General features: G+C 47.4%; 17 protein-coding genes and 1 other RNA gene. 11 read left to right on the forward strand and 7 right to left on the reverse strand.

Features of this window, described 5'->3' with window-relative positions; genetic code table 11:
* Positions 1–445: 445 nt before the first annotated feature.
* Positions 446–922: an Lrp/AsnC family transcriptional regulator gene (locus tag Q1V74_RS01450; protein WP_300646744.1), complete on the reverse strand. Its 477-nt coding sequence runs from the start codon at positions 920–922 to the stop codon at positions 446–448.
* Between the two features lie 184 nt (positions 923–1,106).
* Here Q1V74_RS01450 and hppD point away from each other — a divergent pair, with 184 nt between their 5' ends.
* Together hppD and Q1V74_RS01460 are read left to right on the forward strand one after the other, a co-directional pair.
* Entirely contained in the window at positions 1,107–2,216 is a 1,110-nt protein-coding gene (gene hppD, locus Q1V74_RS01455) for a 4-hydroxyphenylpyruvate dioxygenase (RefSeq protein ID WP_300646745.1), read from the forward strand.
* 54 nt (positions 2,217–2,270) lie between these two features.
* On the forward strand, positions 2,271–3,221 hold the full coding sequence (locus Q1V74_RS01460; RefSeq protein ID WP_300646746.1) for a nucleoside recognition domain-containing protein: 951 nt from the start codon (positions 2,271–2,273) through the stop codon (positions 3,219–3,221).
* On the opposite strand, the gene msrA is transcribed toward Q1V74_RS01460, so the two are convergent.
* Positions 3,208–3,759, reverse strand: coding sequence for a peptide-methionine (S)-S-oxide reductase MsrA (gene msrA / locus Q1V74_RS01465; protein WP_300646747.1), 552 nt, complete (start codon positions 3,757–3,759; stop codon positions 3,208–3,210). The genes Q1V74_RS01460 and msrA overlap by 14 nt on opposite strands.
* Positions 3,760–3,866: 107 nt before the next feature.
* On the opposite strand from msrA, the gene lgt reads away from it, so the two are divergent.
* Positions 3,867–4,667, forward strand: a complete 801-nt coding sequence (gene lgt, locus Q1V74_RS01470) for a prolipoprotein diacylglyceryl transferase (RefSeq protein ID WP_300646748.1) — start codon at positions 3,867–3,869, stop codon at positions 4,665–4,667.
* On the opposite strand, the gene Q1V74_RS01475 is transcribed toward lgt, so the two are convergent.
* The 5 genes from Q1V74_RS01475 to Q1V74_RS01495 form a co-directional block, all read right to left on the reverse strand.
* Positions 4,621–5,343, reverse strand: coding sequence for an SIMPL domain-containing protein (locus Q1V74_RS01475; RefSeq protein ID WP_300646749.1), 723 nt, complete (start codon positions 5,341–5,343; stop codon positions 4,621–4,623). The genes lgt and Q1V74_RS01475 overlap by 47 nt on opposite strands.
* A gap of 45 nt (positions 5,344–5,388) precedes the next feature.
* A non-coding RNA gene (ssrS, locus tag Q1V74_RS01480) (6S RNA) lies at positions 5,389–5,577 on the reverse strand.
* A 44-nt stretch (positions 5,578–5,621) separates the two neighbouring features.
* Complete coding sequence (locus Q1V74_RS01485; protein WP_300646751.1) at positions 5,622–5,936, reverse strand: cell division protein ZapA; 315 nt, start codon at positions 5,934–5,936, stop codon at positions 5,622–5,624.
* A complete protein-coding gene (locus Q1V74_RS01490) occupies positions 5,936–6,364 on the reverse strand; it encodes a hypothetical protein (protein WP_260650149.1) in 429 nt (142 codons plus the stop codon). The genes Q1V74_RS01485 and Q1V74_RS01490 overlap by 1 nt, the downstream gene beginning before the upstream one ends.
* 82 nt (positions 6,365–6,446) lie before the next feature.
* On the reverse strand, positions 6,447–7,010 hold the full coding sequence (locus Q1V74_RS01495) for an RNA pyrophosphohydrolase (RefSeq protein ID WP_260650148.1): 564 nt from the start codon (positions 7,008–7,010) through the stop codon (positions 6,447–6,449).
* A gap of 63 nt (positions 7,011–7,073) precedes the next feature.
* On the opposite strand from Q1V74_RS01495, the gene Q1V74_RS01500 reads away from it, so the two are divergent.
* From Q1V74_RS01500 to ybgF, 8 genes are all read left to right on the forward strand, one after another.
* Positions 7,074–8,810, forward strand: coding sequence for a proline--tRNA ligase (locus Q1V74_RS01500; protein WP_260650147.1), 1,737 nt, complete (start codon positions 7,074–7,076; stop codon positions 8,808–8,810).
* 90 nt (positions 8,811–8,900) lie between these two features.
* Positions 8,901–9,314, forward strand: coding sequence for a tol-pal system-associated acyl-CoA thioesterase (gene ybgC, locus Q1V74_RS01505; protein WP_260650146.1), 414 nt, complete (start codon positions 8,901–8,903; stop codon positions 9,312–9,314).
* A 2-nt stretch (positions 9,315–9,316) separates the two neighbouring features.
* Positions 9,317–9,988 carry a protein TolQ gene (tolQ, locus tag Q1V74_RS01510; protein WP_260650145.1) on the forward strand — a complete coding sequence of 224 codons (672 nt, stop codon included), beginning with the start codon at positions 9,317–9,319 and terminating at the stop codon, positions 9,986–9,988.
* Positions 9,989–9,991: 3 nt separating this feature from the next.
* Positions 9,992–10,426: an ExbD/TolR family protein gene (locus tag Q1V74_RS01515; protein ID WP_260650144.1), complete on the forward strand. Its 435-nt coding sequence runs from the start codon at positions 9,992–9,994 to the stop codon at positions 10,424–10,426.
* Between the two features lie 9 nt (positions 10,427–10,435).
* The gene (gene tolA, locus Q1V74_RS01520) at positions 10,436–11,410 is read left to right on the forward strand and encodes a cell envelope integrity protein TolA (RefSeq protein WP_300646752.1); all 975 of its coding nucleotides are present in this window, start codon (positions 10,436–10,438) and stop codon (positions 11,408–11,410) included.
* A 106-nt stretch (positions 11,411–11,516) separates the two neighbouring features.
* Positions 11,517–12,743: a Tol-Pal system beta propeller repeat protein TolB gene (tolB, locus tag Q1V74_RS01525; RefSeq protein WP_366524602.1), complete on the forward strand. Its 1,227-nt coding sequence runs from the start codon at positions 11,517–11,519 to the stop codon at positions 12,741–12,743.
* Positions 12,744–12,775: 32 nt separating this feature from the next.
* Positions 12,776–13,282 (forward strand): peptidoglycan-associated lipoprotein Pal, encoded by a 507-nt coding sequence (pal, locus tag Q1V74_RS01530; protein ID WP_260650142.1) that lies wholly within the window; start codon positions 12,776–12,778, stop codon positions 13,280–13,282.
* Positions 13,283–13,353: 71 nt separating this feature from the next.
* The gene (gene ybgF, locus Q1V74_RS01535) at positions 13,354–14,028 is read left to right on the forward strand and encodes a tol-pal system protein YbgF (RefSeq protein WP_260650141.1); all 675 of its coding nucleotides are present in this window, start codon (positions 13,354–13,356) and stop codon (positions 14,026–14,028) included.

A 14,028-nucleotide genomic window follows, 5' to 3' on the forward strand; every position in this document is an offset into this window, starting at 1 on the left:
TGAAGCGTTTTTAAATTTTTGTCAACCTGTATTTAGGTGACCCGCTTTATTTTCAAATCAAACATAAAAATTTATGGCTGGCATGCTGCCGTAAACCGGTAAACGTTTAGGTTTGATTCCCTGCGAAAGCATTAAACTATAGCACAGAACAAAATAAAAAGTAAAGCTTAATTTTGCTGCGCTGCGTTAACTGCGAAAGATTTAAATTATGAAGCAATTTTAATCCTGTGTCAAGCAGCTTAATGCTGATTCTTTCTGACCCGGGTTCCCTGATACGGGTAAACCCCAAGGGGTGCTGCGAAAGAAAAGTAACTATAGCATTAATAAATTAAGCTTGGCAAGCTTTTTTCACAAAAAAGTCATAAATCTTTTTTTAACCTGCTTTTTGCAGGCGTGCTGTCAGCATCTCTAGATATAAGAGCTTATGTAAACCAGCAATGTGTACTTAAATGTTGAGCTCTGTGCTGTCTTTAATATGTTGCATAGCAAAACTTGAAGTCATATCGATCACACTAGGATGCTGCATGAGCTTATCCATCGCAAAGCGTGAGAATGCAGCAAGGTCTTTGACTTGAACCTTAAGTAGATAATCCATGTCTCCTGACATGGCAAAGCACTCAACGACTTCGGGCCAGAGCTGAACGTCACGCGCAAAGTCAGACAACGGCATACTTTTTAAGCGATGGCTTTTGTCCAAACGTATCGACACATAAGCGATAAGACCCAAACCGATTTTCTGAGCATCTAATACCGCTACGTATTTTTGGATATAGCCTTGCTCTTCGAGGCGGCGCACTCGACGTAAACATGGGCTCGGTGACAAGGCCACCCGATCAGCCAACTCCTGATTACTTAGTCGACCATTACGCTGTAACTCATGGAGGATTTGTTTATCAATGCGATCTAAGCCCGTATCTGCCATTTTCTGTCTCCTTTTTTCATTTTATAAGCAGATTATGCCAAAGCCTATGGAAAAGCACGAGTAATTCGCAATTGTTTGCTCATGTTTTAAGCGTAAACTTTGACTATGGCTGATTCGATCAGATCAGCACCCTCTCTTTATATATATAAGCAACCTAAACGAAAACAAGACAAGGAGACAAGCAATGGAAACGTTTACCCCCTGGGATAACCCAATGGGCACGGATGGCTTTGAGTTCATCGAGTACACCAGCCCTGAGCCAGAAAAACTGGCTCGAACGTTTGAGCAGCTCGGCTTTAAGGCGATCGCCAAGCATCGTCGTAAAAACGTTACCCTTTATAGACAGGGCGAAATTAATTTTTTGCTCAACGCCGAACCGAATTCTTTTGCAAGTCGTTTTGCGGATCGTCACGGTCCGTCTATCTGTGCGATTGCTTTTCGTGTCCATGATGCCGCCCAAGCTTATCAGCGCGCCCTATCTTTGGGAGCGTGGGGTCTAGATTCCGGTAGTGGTCCGATGGAGCTTAATATTCCAGCGATTAAAGGGATTGGTGACTCACTAATTTATCTTGTCGATCGCTGGAAAGGCAAAGATGGTCACCATGGCATTGGCGACATTAGTATTTACGACGTGGACTTTGAACCTATCAATACCGCTACAGCAAATGAGGACGTTTGCCACAAAGGCGCTGGGCTAACCGTTATTGATCATTTAACACATAATGTCCATAAAGGACGTATGGATGAATGGGCGCACTTCTATGAGCGGCTTTTTAACTTCAAAGAAGTCCGCTACTTTGACATCGAGGGGAAAGTGACGGGCGTAAAGTCTAAAGCGATGACCTCACCTTGTGGCAAAATCCGTATCCCAATTAATGAAGAAGGCACTGAAGAAAAAGGACAGATTCAAGAGTATCTCGATATGTATGGCGGCGAAGGTATTCAACATATCGCGCTAGGCTCCGATGATATTTACCACAGCGTCGAGTCGTTACGCCAAGGCGGACTTGTGTTTTTGGATACGCCAGATACTTATTATGAATTACTGGATCAACGTTTACCCAATCATGGTGAAGACCTTGAGCGCTTACAAAAAAACCGTATCTTATTAGATGGAGCGCCAGACGGTGGCCTGTTATTGCAGATTTTCACAGAAAATCAGCTCGGTCCGATTTTTTTCGAGCTCATTCAGCGTAAAGGCAATGAGGGCTTTGGTGAGGGGAATTTTAAAGCCCTGTTTGAGTCTATTGAGCTTGATCAAATGCGACGCGGTGTACTTAAAACCGTAGAGTAATCTTTTGGGTCTCCTGCCTGCTACAATCGGCAAACAAAAAAGGAGACCAACAACATGATGTCTATTTTCCATTTAGGGCAGCGTAGTTGGCGCATGTTTTTGACTGTAGCCAAAATTATGCTGCCTATTTTATTTTTTGTGCATATTGCTGAGCAGCTAGGTATTGTTGCTTGGCTCGCACACGCCATCTCCCCTTTGATGGCTCTATTAAATTTACCACCAGAGGCCGGTATTGTTTGGGTTACCACGATTCTCACCAATATCTATGGCGGAATCGCTGCCCTTGGCCTACTGTCTGACAGCATGTCGTTGACACATGCACAGCTAAGCGCTTTAGGTGCGATGATGCTTTTTGCTCATAATCTTCCCATGGAGCAGGCTATTGCTCAACGCGCTGGAGCGAGTGCTTGGATTACTGGCTCCCTGCGCCTTGGTGTGGGGGGAGTATATGGGGCTTTTATTGCATGGGGTTTGAGCTATTTAGACTGGCTTAACACCCCGGTGAGCCTAAGCTGGCTACAAGCCGAAAAAGCTGCGGAAACCCATTTTTGGGCTTCTTGGTTGCCTTGGTTGCTTAACACCCTAAAAACTTTAGGGATGACGGCGGCAATTATCTTTTGCCTTGTAGTGGTATTAGATGTATTAGAACGTATCGGTTTTACCCGTTTACTTAGCCAATGCCTTACCCCGGTATTAAAACTATCCGGCCTAAATGAACGAGTCGCCCCCGTTACCACTGTGGGCGTGTTACTAGGCTTAAGCTATGGGGGAGCATTAATTATTGAGCAGGCCCAAAAAAACCAATTTGATGCCAAAACACGCTTGTTAGCCTTGTCTTGGCTTTCTTTATCCCACTCGCTGATAGAAGACACGTTGTTAATTATGGCCTTGGGTGCCAACATCTGGGTAATTTTAGTGGGTCGAGTACTGGTAACGTTAGTGGTCATGGCGCTAATGGCGGCCTATTTGAACCGCCCTCGTCGCCCTGTCTTTACGTCTTCTTGAGAGCCTCGCGTGGGTCTTTGATAAGCGGTTCAAAGTTTTTCATGAACGCACGGAGTTTAGGCTGAATCACATTGACACTGTAAGGAGCAAAAGAGTTATTCAGATAATAGTTATAGTGCTCTGGCTCCGCTGGCCAAAAAACCTGTGCGGGTTGTAGTTTAGTTACCACGGGTTTTTGCAGCTTTTCCTCTAGCTTTTTAATGTAGTCGGCCGCCTGCTTTTGCTGCTCAGCTGTAGTGTAAAAGATAGCTGACGCATATTGGGAGCCAATATCATGCCCCTGCCGGTCTAGCGTGGTCGGGTCATGTAAAGAAAAAAACACCTTGAGCAAGGTCTCAAAATCGATCACATCCGAGTCATAGCGAACTTGTACGACCTCGATGTGTCCTGTTTTTTGAGAGCAAACCTGCTCATAGGTTGGATAGGGTGTGGTGCCCCCGCTATAGCCAGCCTGAGAAAGGCTCACGCCTTTAAGGGCACTAAACGCGGGCTCTATGCACCAAAAACATCCCCCACCAAATAAAACCGCTGCAGTCATCGTAAGTCCTTTTGTGTATGATCTGAAAGGTTGTTCATTCTTTTGTACTAGATTACCGCTAGTCTATAGTACCGACTAATTCGTATTTATACGGTAGAACTTTTACTATGCTTACACACCCACAGTTTAATCCTATTGCCCTACAAATTGGTCCTTTAGCCATACATTGGTACGGATTGATGTATTTAATCGGTTTTGCTCTTGTCTGGTTACTTGGCAACTACCGTATTAAGCAGAAACGCAGTCCAATAGACAAAAAGGGTTTAGAGGATCTGATTTTTTATTGCGCTTTAGGTGTGGTGGTAGGCGGACGACTGGGCTATGTTTTGTTTTATCAGCCTGACTACTATTTACAACCGCAACATTGGCTTCAGATTTTTTATGTCTGGGAAGGCGGTATGGCGTTTCATGGTGGGCTTATCGGTGTTTTAGCCGTTTTAGCTTGGTTTAGCTATCAACGGCGTATTCCTTTTTTCGCACTTGGTGATTTCCTCGCCCCTTTGATACCTTTGGGGCTGGCTGCAGGAAGACTGGGCAATTTTATTAATGGTGAGCTTTGGGGGAGGCCTACCGATTTGCCATGGGGTATGATTTTCCCTCAGGCCATGGACGGAGTTGCTCGCCACCCCTCTCAGCTTTATCAAATGGGCTTAGAAGGCATCCTCTTATTTTTGATTTTGTGGCTTTTTTCAGAAAGGTCTCGTCCTCAGGGACAAGTTAGCGGCTTATTTTTAATGGGCTATGGGCTCTTTCGTTTTATTGCCGAGTTTAGTCGAGAGCCGGATGCATTTTTAGGACTGCTCTGGGCGCAGCTGTCCATGGGACAGCTGCTGTCTTTACCAATGATGGCCCTTGGCGCTTTTATTTTTTATCAAGCAAGTAAATCGAACCGTTTAAGCTCAAGCTAACCTCTTCCGTTCCTTGGTGAATAGGCAAGCTATCAGCAGCCGGGGCCGCAGCCATCATCATTTCCGTCCGATAGCTTTTAGGGGCGCGATACACGGCCCCACTGCCACCTAAGTGTAATTCTTTAATCGCAAAATGCTCATAACCTAAAGCTAAGGCCATTTCCTGCGCGCGCTCTTGAAACGCTTGAGCAGCTTCGCTCATCAATGCTTTTTCTGCTTGACTGCGAGCCGCTTTAGATACTGTGAAAGCCACATTGGAAACCGGCATTTTCTCTTGGTATTTAGCAGCAAGCTCGGAAGCCGCTTTCATATCAGTAGACTCAAACAATAACTGCGACTGCCCTATCCATGCGGTAATACGACCCTCTTTGTCATGCTGAGGGCGAACAGAATAATGTCCGCTACTCACTTTAACTACATCTTGTGTTTTCACCTCGTCTAAAACTGCTGCTACAGTTTGGGCTAACGCTTGCGTTACAACACTTTGCTCACTGCTTTGATGTGTAGCTTGCAAAGTAATTATCACTGTGTCTTGATCAATTTCCGTATAAGCCTGCGCTTCAAGATGTAGCACGGGCGACTTTGCTTCTGTAGATGGCTGAGCAGCCCAGACTGCACCCAACGGCAACAATAAGGAAGCAGTAAGTAAAGCTCGGGGTAGTAGTCGGTTACGCATAGTATCACTCCAAAGAAAAAGCCGGCATGATGCCGGCTTTATAAAGGGTGCCCCACCTGTGGCGTCAAGGCCGGCATCCTGGGAACCTAGGGTTCACAAGGTGGTTGCCATCAAACAAGTTTTGGGGTCACTAGACAAAGTAGCGACGCACTCCTGCTTGTTAATCCAGCAACCTAATGCCATAAGCATTGGTTCAAGGAATATATGGCCACGTCTCGCTCACGGCAGGGACTTAAGCAATACTACAATATCAGTTTAACAGATACTGTAAAAAATCATTAACGTTTTACATGGTCTACTGGCCCTAAAGCGGTATCCATTAAACGATGCATGTCTTCTATTTTACGCTTGAAATCGCCTAATGCAATATTACTAAGCGGCCCATCCGGCGCTTTCATCGACAAAAGCTCCACAGCAATTTGAATCGCTGCCATAACAGCAATGCGCTCGTTACCATTGGTGCGGCCAGCTTCTTTAATGCGCTCCATGTGAGCATCCACATGAGCGATGGCTTCGAGTAATTTGGCTTTTTCTGATGGAGGACAGGCTAAGGTGTAATCTCGACCTAATAATGTAATATCTAAGCGTTCCATTATGCGTCCCCCTGTGTAAGCGCTTCTGCAACGGGCCCACCAGGTAGACGCTGCAAAATCGTATCAACCTGATCACGTGCAAGCAAAGCCGCCTGCTCTAAGGCCGCTGATTTGGACTCGCTTAATTGAATACGCTCGCGTAAGGCGGCGAGCTCTTCTTGTTGCTGAATAAGCTCAGCGTAGAGAGTTTCCTGAGCCTCCTCTGCAATACGCTTGGCGTTTTCCATTTCAGTTTGGTGTCGCGTTACAATCTCGGCCATAGAGGCATATTCAGACTGTTGTGAGCTAAGCTGATCACGCAAAGTAGAACGCTCCTGCTCCAGCAGTTTAACGCGTGATAGAAGTTCCGAGCGCTCACTTTTTAAGCGCTCTGTATAGGATACCAAGCGACTAATGCGATTGGCTAATTGATCTAGATCCTGCAACATAGGCAATATCGAAAAAGGTGAACCCAAAAATAGTGTATTTGAAATATCATAACCCTATGTACACACATAGGGCTATGATTTGCTAGTTATTATGCGTTAGATTTAGTGTTTTATTTTGACGCTGGCGCTGTGCTGTATAACTACGCTGGCGTAAATAGCGGGTTTCCTGCCGATGTCTAAATAAATGCACGGATAATTCATTCAGTGCCTGAAAATAGACTTCTCGCTTAAAATCAATCACCGCGTCTAACGGTACCCAATAATCACTCCAACGCCATGCATCAAATTCCGGTGTAGATGTTGCTCTTAGGCTAACATCACAATCACGCCCTAACATACGAAGCAAAAACCAAATCTGTTTTTGTCCTTTGTAATGACCGCGTGATTCACGGCGTACAAAGTGATTGGGCACGTTATAACGCAACCAATCTCGCGTCCGTCCTAAAATGCGGACATGCTCGGGTAATAATCCGACCTCTTCGTGAAGCTCTCGATACATAGCCTGTACCGGACTTTCACCCGGTTGGATTCCGCCTTGAGGGAACTGCCAAGCATGTTCCCGCACGCGTTTACCCCAAAACACTTCATTCTTGCGATTAACAAGAATAATGCCAACATTTGGACGGTAGCCTTCACGATCTAACATAGGCCACCTCTATAATTTCATTATCATTACCTTAGATTATACGTACCAGTTGAGTTCACTACCATGCTTGCAAGCCACTATCATATTAATACCTTAAAAGAAGCCCCCTCTGAGGCCGAAGTCGCCAGCCATCAACTCATGACTCGTGCCGGCATGATCCGCCGTATTGCTGGCGGTATCTATACCTATATGCCTTTAGGCTTAAAGGTTTTACGCAAAATTGAAAATATTGTACGCGAGGAAATGGATAAAGCCGGCGCCCTTGAACTGCTCATGCCTGTTGTACAGCCAGCTGAGCTTTGGCAAGAAACTGGGCGTTGGGATGAGTACGGCGCTGAGCTTCTACGCATCAAAGATCGCCACCAGCGCGATTTTGTTTTACAACCTACCTCTGAAGAGGTGGTCACCGATATCGTGCGTAATGAAATCCATAGCTGGCGCCAACTTCCCGTCAACTTCTATCACATCCAAACAAAGTTTCGTGACGAGCGTCGCCCCCGCTTTGGCCTGATGCGCGGCCGCGAATTCACCATGAAAGACGCATACTCCTTTGATCGTGATGAGATCTCGGCCCAAAAAAGCTATGACATTATGTACGATGCTTATACTCGAATCTTTGAACGTTTAGGCTTAAGGTTCCGTGCGGTAGCCGCGGATACAGGAGCGATTGGAGGCTCCCGCAGTCACGAGTTTCAAGTCATCGCGGACACGGGAGAAGACGAAATTGTCTACAACCCTGATACCGATTATGCTGCCAACATTGAGTTAGCCGAAGCACCGTGCCTAATTGCTGAGCGTCAAGCCCCCACAGCCCAACTAGAAAAAATAGCCACCCCTGATGCGACTAAATGTGAGCTCGTTGCTGAGCAACTAAAACGTCCACTATGCGATACAGTAAAAGCCGTGGTACTAGCCACGGACCCGATTGACGATAAAGGTAAACCTCAGATTTGGTTATTGCTAGTACGAGGTGATCACGAGGTTAACGAGGTTAAGGTCAGCAAACTACCGGGCTTTGAAAATGGCTATCGCTTAGCGAGCGAAGAAGAAATCCAAGATCACTTTGGCTGTGTACCAGGCTACCTAGGACCTGTGGGTTTAAGTGATACAGTCACGGTGATCGCGGATCGTACTGTTGCCCACATGAGCGACTTTATCTGTGGCGCCAATGAGGCAGGCTTTCACTACACTGGGGTGAACTGGGGTCGTGATGTGGCAGAACCACAAGTAGCCGACTTACGCAACGTTGTCGCTGGTGACCCTGATCCTACAGGCACAGGCACACTAGCAATCCAACGTGGAATCGAAGTAGGTCATGTGTTTTTCCTTGGGGATACGTATTCAAAAAAACTACAAGCCACCTATTTAGATAAGGAAGGCAAGCCCCAATTAATACAAATGGGCTGTTATGGTATTGGTATCAGCCGTATTGCCGCCGCCGCCATTGAACAAAATCACGACGATAAAGGTATGATTTGGCCTCGTGCTATTGCCCCTTTTGAGGTAGTGATTTGTGCATTAAACTGGGCGAAGAGCGAAGCCGTGCAAACAGCCAGCATGCAGCTATATGAGCAACTCAAAGCACAAGGTATCGACGTTATTCTTGATGATAGAGATGTGCGCCCTGGGGTGATGTTTGCTGACTGGGAGCTAATTGGCGTCCCTGTACGTGTAACGGTTGGTGACCGCGGTTTGAAAGAAAACATGCTAGAAATCCAACAGCGGGCTCGTGGAGAGAATGAAAAAATTCAAACCTCTGAGGCGCTCAGCTATATTACACAAGCTCTTGCTCAGCAATAAAACTCGCTCTACCCGCGTATAACAGGTAGCAGGCTAGGAGCTCACTACCTGTTCTTAATTCACATTATTTACAAAGACAAGCCAACTGAAATGAGTCAAAATGCTAATCAGCTTCAGATTCGCGTATATTACGAGGATACCGATGCAGGTGGTATTGTATTTTATGCCAATTACTTGAAGTTCTTCGAGCGCGCACGAACTGAATGGTTACGGCGCTTAGGGATTCACCAATCTACTATGGCGCAAACCGAGCAGCAACTTTTTGTCGTAAAGCAAGCGGATATTGAATACCTCAAATCGGCCAAACTGGATGATCTACTCACCATACGTAGTCGTATCACCCATCTTGGTGGAGCATCGATTCGGTTTGCCCAAGAGGCCTGGCGGGAGGATGACCTTCTCTGCCAAAGCCAAATTGTTGTCGTATGTGTAGATAGTCATACGATGCGCGCAACAAAAATTAACCCTCATCTTCGATCAATTTTGGAAAAAGCTCAGGATTGACCATGCAAGCAAGCAGCGACCTATCGCTAATTACCCTCTTACTAGAGGCAAGTATCCCCGTCCAACTGGTTATGTTGATTTTAGTAGGGATCTCTATCGTGTCGTGGAGCTATATTTTTAGTAAGCGCGCCGCGATTAAACGCACTTTGGAGCAGACACGTCGTTTTGAAGACGATTTCTGGACTGGAGGCGATCTAACGATGCTCCAACAAGCGATTGCTACACGTCGTGATGAACATGGCGCCTTAGCTCGAATTTTTGAAGCGGGCATGACTGAATTCATCAAGGCTCGTCGAAGTAACCAAAAAGGGGAAGCCCTGCTAGACGGCCCACGTCGTGCAATGCGTGCTAGTTTTCAACGTGAGCTTGACCAGCTCGAATCCAAACTAAATTTTTTAGCCTCTGCCGGCTCGGTCAGCCCCTATATTGGTCTGCTAGGAACAGTATGGGGGATTATGCATGCGTTTATAGGTTTATCTGGCGCCCAGTCAGCCACGCTTGCATCGGTAGCTCCTGGTATTGCTGAGGCGCTGATTGCCACCGCCATTGGCTTATTTGCCGCCATCCCAGCTGTTGTGGCTTATAACCGTTTTACTAATGAGGTTGATCGCATCGCTACCCGCTTTGAAAGCTTTGTGGATGAGTTTCTTAATATTTTACAGCGTCAGGTGTAAACCATGTCTTCGTTACGAGGCCATTCCCGACGTAATAGTCGACGTCTAAAAAACGAGATCAATGTTGTACCGTACATTGATGTCATGCTGGTGCTGCTCGTTATCTTTATGGTCACGGCACCCATGATTACCCCTGGCTTGATTGATTTACCCTCTGTAGGTCAAGCTTCAGAGGTCCCTGCTGCCCCCATCGAGGTCCAAATCGATAAAGAAGGACAAATGGCCATTCGCCTACGTGAGGGCGACGCTCAGTTTCAAACCATTCCTTCTGACCAGCTTATTCCAGAGGTGCAGCAGCTCGCACTAAATGAAAACCCGATTGTCATTGCGGCAGATGGTGAGGTTCCGTATGCTTCGGTGATGGAGATTATGGATCAGCTGCGTAGCCATGGGTTTACGCGCCTAGGCTTTTTGGTTAACCGAGATTCAGACAAGTAATTCATTACAATGCGTTTATTTCAACGAAACAGCCACTCCGCTCTGTTGAGCCAAGAGGAAAAAGAGCAGCGTCGTGGGCTGATCTATGCCCTTGCTCTGCACTTCGCTCTTGTTTTGCTGCTGCTTCTTGGTCTGATTAGTGTTCCCAAATCACCTAACCCCGTGCAAATTGAACTATGGGCCGAGGGAGAGATGGCAATGGCTGAAAATATGGAAGAGCCTACCGCTGAACCAGAGCCAGAGGCCACCCCTGAGCCAGAGCCTGCTCCTGAGCCTGCCCCTGAACCAGAGCCTCTACCTGAGCCTGTGGTAAGCCCTCCCTCTCCGCCAAAAGTCACTCCTCCCCCTGCAGAAGATCCAGACATTGCCTTAGAAAAGGCACGTAAGGAAAAAGAGGAGGCTGAGCGCAAGGCAAAGGCTGAAGCAGAGCGTAAAGCCAAAGAAGAAGCTGAACGCAAGGCTAAGGCTGAGGCAGAACGTAAAGCCAAAGAAGAAGCTGAACGCAAGGCCAAGGCTGAAGCAGAGCGTAAAGCCAAAGAAGAGGCCGAGCGCAAGGCAAAGGCTGAAGCAGAACGTAAAGCCAAAGCCGCCGCTGAGAAAAAAGCGAAAGAAGAAGCCTTCCGCGCTGCCATGTTAGGGGCTGGCAAAGAAGTGGCTGGCGCACCTGGCGGCACAGCTAACCGTAATCAGGCTGGCGGCAGTGGGGGTAATGATGGCTACGGCGCTAAAGTACGTGCATGTGTGCGCCCGCGTGTGGTGTACAACACACCGCCTCGCAACGGAAGTAACAACCCTGCATTACAATATCGTGTAGATTTAAATCCTGATGGCACAGTACGTAATGTGCGTATCACTCGCTCCTCAGGTATTCCACTTTTTGATGATGCGGTACAAAAAGGGATAGCCAAGTGCTCTCCCTTCCCCAAACCAAACAGTGGTCGCTACCCATCTTATATTGATGGCGAGTACCGAATGTATGAATAACCAGGAGATCGTCAGAATGACCGTAACTCTATGCGCCTCGGAGGCAACCACTCAACGAGCAACACGTGGGGCCGGCGTTGTCGCGGCAGCATTTGCTACAGCAATTATGCTATGTAGCCAAACCGTACAAGCCCAATTACGTGTAGATATCTCAGGTGTAGGAGCCACCCAATACCCTATTGCGGTGGCTGACTTTGCTAATACACCCGCCGCACAACCTATTGGTGAAATTATTCGCGCTGACCTCAGCCGCTCTGGCCAGTTCCAATTAATCAATGCAACTGGTGCCAATCTGACAGCCGAAAGCCAAATTGACCATGATAACTGGCGTAATCGTGGCGCAGACTATGTTGCCTATGGCTCAGTCGCACAGACCGGCGGTCAGTACCAAATCACTTATCGTCTGGTCGACGCTGTCAATCGCGTCGAGCTTGACGGTATTGCTTTTGCTGGTAACGAAAAAGAATTACGCCGAATGTCACATCGTATTGCAGACCGTATTTACGAGAAAATAACGGGTATACGTGGCGTTTTTTCCACAAGAATTGCTTATGTGTTGCAAACTGGCGACACATATGAGTTACAAATTGCAGATGCTGACGGCCAAAATCCGCAAGTAATGCTACGCTCTAAGAGTTCCATTATTTCGCCGGCATGGTCCCCTGATGGCTCTAAACTTGCCTATGTTAGCTTTGAATCTGACAAGCCTGTTGTCTATGTACAAACCCTAGCAACCGGTAAGCGTGAACCCATCGCTAACTTTAAAGGTAATAATAGCGCCCCCACCTGGGCACCTAGCGGAAACCAACTAGCCGTGGTGCTTTCACGAGATGGCATCTCACAAATCTACACCATCAATGCTGATGGTTCTGGGTTACGTCGTGTGATGCGTTCTCCTCTGATTGATACCGAGCCTTCCTATACTCCAGATGGTGGCTCTTTGGTTTTCACCAGCGATCGTGGAGGCAACCCCCAAATCTATCAAGTTGGCCTAAATGGTGGTGAAGCTCGCCGTATAACTTTTAACGGAAGTTACAATATCTCACCAGAGGTCGCTCCCGATGGTAATAGTCTTGTCTATGTTACACGTAGAAACGGCGCATTCCGCGTCGCTCTCCAAGACATGCACACAGGAAACGAACAATTGTTGACCGCGGGACCAGATGACCAGTCACCCAGCTTTGCACCCAACGGAATGCAAATACTATATAGTTCTGTACAAGGTGGGCGCAGCGTGCTTGCGGTGACCTCCGTCGACGGACGTGTCCGTCAAACCCTGTCCTCGCTGAACGGCAAAGTTCGTGAACCGACTTGGGGTCCTTTTACTGATTAATTTCTGTGTGACTCTTTTTTAAAGGAACGCTAATGAGCTCGCGCATTTTTAAAGGCTTATCTCTTGCCTCTTTGGCTTTTATTTTAGCCGCATGTAGTTCTGTACCACTAGACGAGTCTGCTTCAGGCGCAGGTACCGGCACAGGTGGAATGACCGATCCTAGCACTGGTGCTATTATGGATCCATTCAATCCCCAAAGCCCTCTAGCCCAGCAGCGTTCGGTCTATTTTGACTTTGATAGCTATGTTGTAGCGGATCAATATCGTAATGTCGTAGAGATGCACTCTAACTACTTACGTAACCAGCCACAACAAACTATCCGTGTTGAAGGTCACGCTGACGCACGAGGTGGTGCAGAGTATAACTTAGCACTTGGCCAACGCCGCTCCGAAGCAGTGGCGCGCATGATGACCTTAATGGGCGTCAATGCGGGTCAAATCGAAGCCATCAGCTTTGGTAAAGAGCGTCCAAAAGCGCTCGGTAACACTGAAGCGGACTACGCCGAGAACCGTCGTGCTGATATCAACTACCAGCGCTAATCTCGCTGAAGTATGATACATTGACGCCGTAGCGCTCACCCCGCTACGGCGTTTTTCTATGAGGATTAATTATGAGCGTATTAACTCCAATTTGGCGCCGCCATTTGGCTGTGATAACAGGTGCTTTACTTCTTTCTGGTACGGCCTTGCCCTCGTATGCTTTTGCGGATGACGAAGCGCGTCGCGCCATCCTAGAGCTACGCCAGCAAATCCGACAAATGAACGAACAAAACCAACAGGCGCGCTTACTTTTAGCCGACCAAATCGAAATGATGCGGCAAGAAATCGCTCAGCTGCGTGGTAAGGTAGAAACACTTGGCTGGCAAACTGCCCAAGAGCAGCAACCCGCAAGTCAAAGCTTAATCAGTGACCCCCAAGAGCTAGCTGTGTATGAAGCCGCCATGGATCTATATCGAAACGGCCAATATCAAGAAGCCGCAAGTGGCTTTGGCGCTTTTGTGGATGCTTATCCTAACAGCTTACAAATCGATGAGGCGCGCTTCTACGAGGGTAGCAGTCTTTATGCCTCTAAACGCTTTTCTGCTGCCATCCAAAAACTACAGGCTTTTATTAGTAGCAGCCCAAAGAGTCCACGTGCTCCCGACGCGCTCATGGTGATTGCCTCTAGCCAAGTCGAAATGAACGACTTAGCATCTGCTCAAAAAACACTACAGCGTATTGCCTCCGAGTACCCTGACTCCCCAGCCGCCGATACGGCACGCAGCCGTCTACAGCTTTTACAGTAA

The organism is Paenalcaligenes sp. (assembly GCF_030152715.1).
Classification (GTDB): Bacteria; Pseudomonadota; Gammaproteobacteria; order Burkholderiales; family Burkholderiaceae_B; genus Paenalcaligenes; species Paenalcaligenes hermetiae.

Bases quoted from the DNA above. Each gene is read 5' to 3' on its own strand.
- Q1V74_RS01450 (WP_300646744.1), bottom strand. From the start codon at position 922: ATGGCAGATACGGGCTTAGATCGCATTGATAAACAAATCCTCCATGAG.
- hppD (WP_300646745.1), top strand. From the start codon at position 1,107: ATGGAAACGTTTACCCCCTGGGATAACCCAATGGGCACGGATGGCTTT.
- Q1V74_RS01460 (WP_300646746.1), top strand. From the start codon at position 2,271: ATGATGTCTATTTTCCATTTAGGGCAGCGTAGTTGGCGCATGTTTTTG.
- msrA (WP_300646747.1), bottom strand. From the start codon at position 3,759: ATGACTGCAGCGGTTTTATTTGGTGGGGGATGTTTTTGGTGCATAGAG.
- lgt (WP_300646748.1), top strand. From the start codon at position 3,867: ATGCTTACACACCCACAGTTTAATCCTATTGCCCTACAAATTGGTCCT.
- Q1V74_RS01475 (WP_300646749.1), bottom strand. From the start codon at position 5,343: ATGCGTAACCGACTACTACCCCGAGCTTTACTTACTGCTTCCTTATTG.
- Q1V74_RS01485 (WP_300646751.1), bottom strand. From the start codon at position 5,936: ATGGAACGCTTAGATATTACATTATTAGGTCGAGATTACACCTTAGCC.
- Q1V74_RS01490 (WP_260650149.1), bottom strand. From the start codon at position 6,364: ATGTTGCAGGATCTAGATCAATTAGCCAATCGCATTAGTCGCTTGGTA.
- Q1V74_RS01495 (WP_260650148.1), bottom strand. From the start codon at position 7,010: ATGTTAGATCGTGAAGGCTACCGTCCAAATGTTGGCATTATTCTTGTT.
- Q1V74_RS01500 (WP_260650147.1), top strand. From the start codon at position 7,074: ATGCTTGCAAGCCACTATCATATTAATACCTTAAAAGAAGCCCCCTCT.
- ybgC (WP_260650146.1), top strand. From the start codon at position 8,901: ATGAGTCAAAATGCTAATCAGCTTCAGATTCGCGTATATTACGAGGAT.
- tolQ (WP_260650145.1), top strand. From the start codon at position 9,317: ATGCAAGCAAGCAGCGACCTATCGCTAATTACCCTCTTACTAGAGGCA.
- Q1V74_RS01515 (WP_260650144.1), top strand. From the start codon at position 9,992: ATGTCTTCGTTACGAGGCCATTCCCGACGTAATAGTCGACGTCTAAAA.
- tolA (WP_300646752.1), top strand. From the start codon at position 10,436: ATGCGTTTATTTCAACGAAACAGCCACTCCGCTCTGTTGAGCCAAGAG.
- tolB (WP_366524602.1), top strand. From the start codon at position 11,517: ATGCTATGTAGCCAAACCGTACAAGCCCAATTACGTGTAGATATCTCA.
- pal (WP_260650142.1), top strand. From the start codon at position 12,776: ATGAGCTCGCGCATTTTTAAAGGCTTATCTCTTGCCTCTTTGGCTTTT.
- ybgF (WP_260650141.1), top strand. From the start codon at position 13,354: ATGAGCGTATTAACTCCAATTTGGCGCCGCCATTTGGCTGTGATAACA.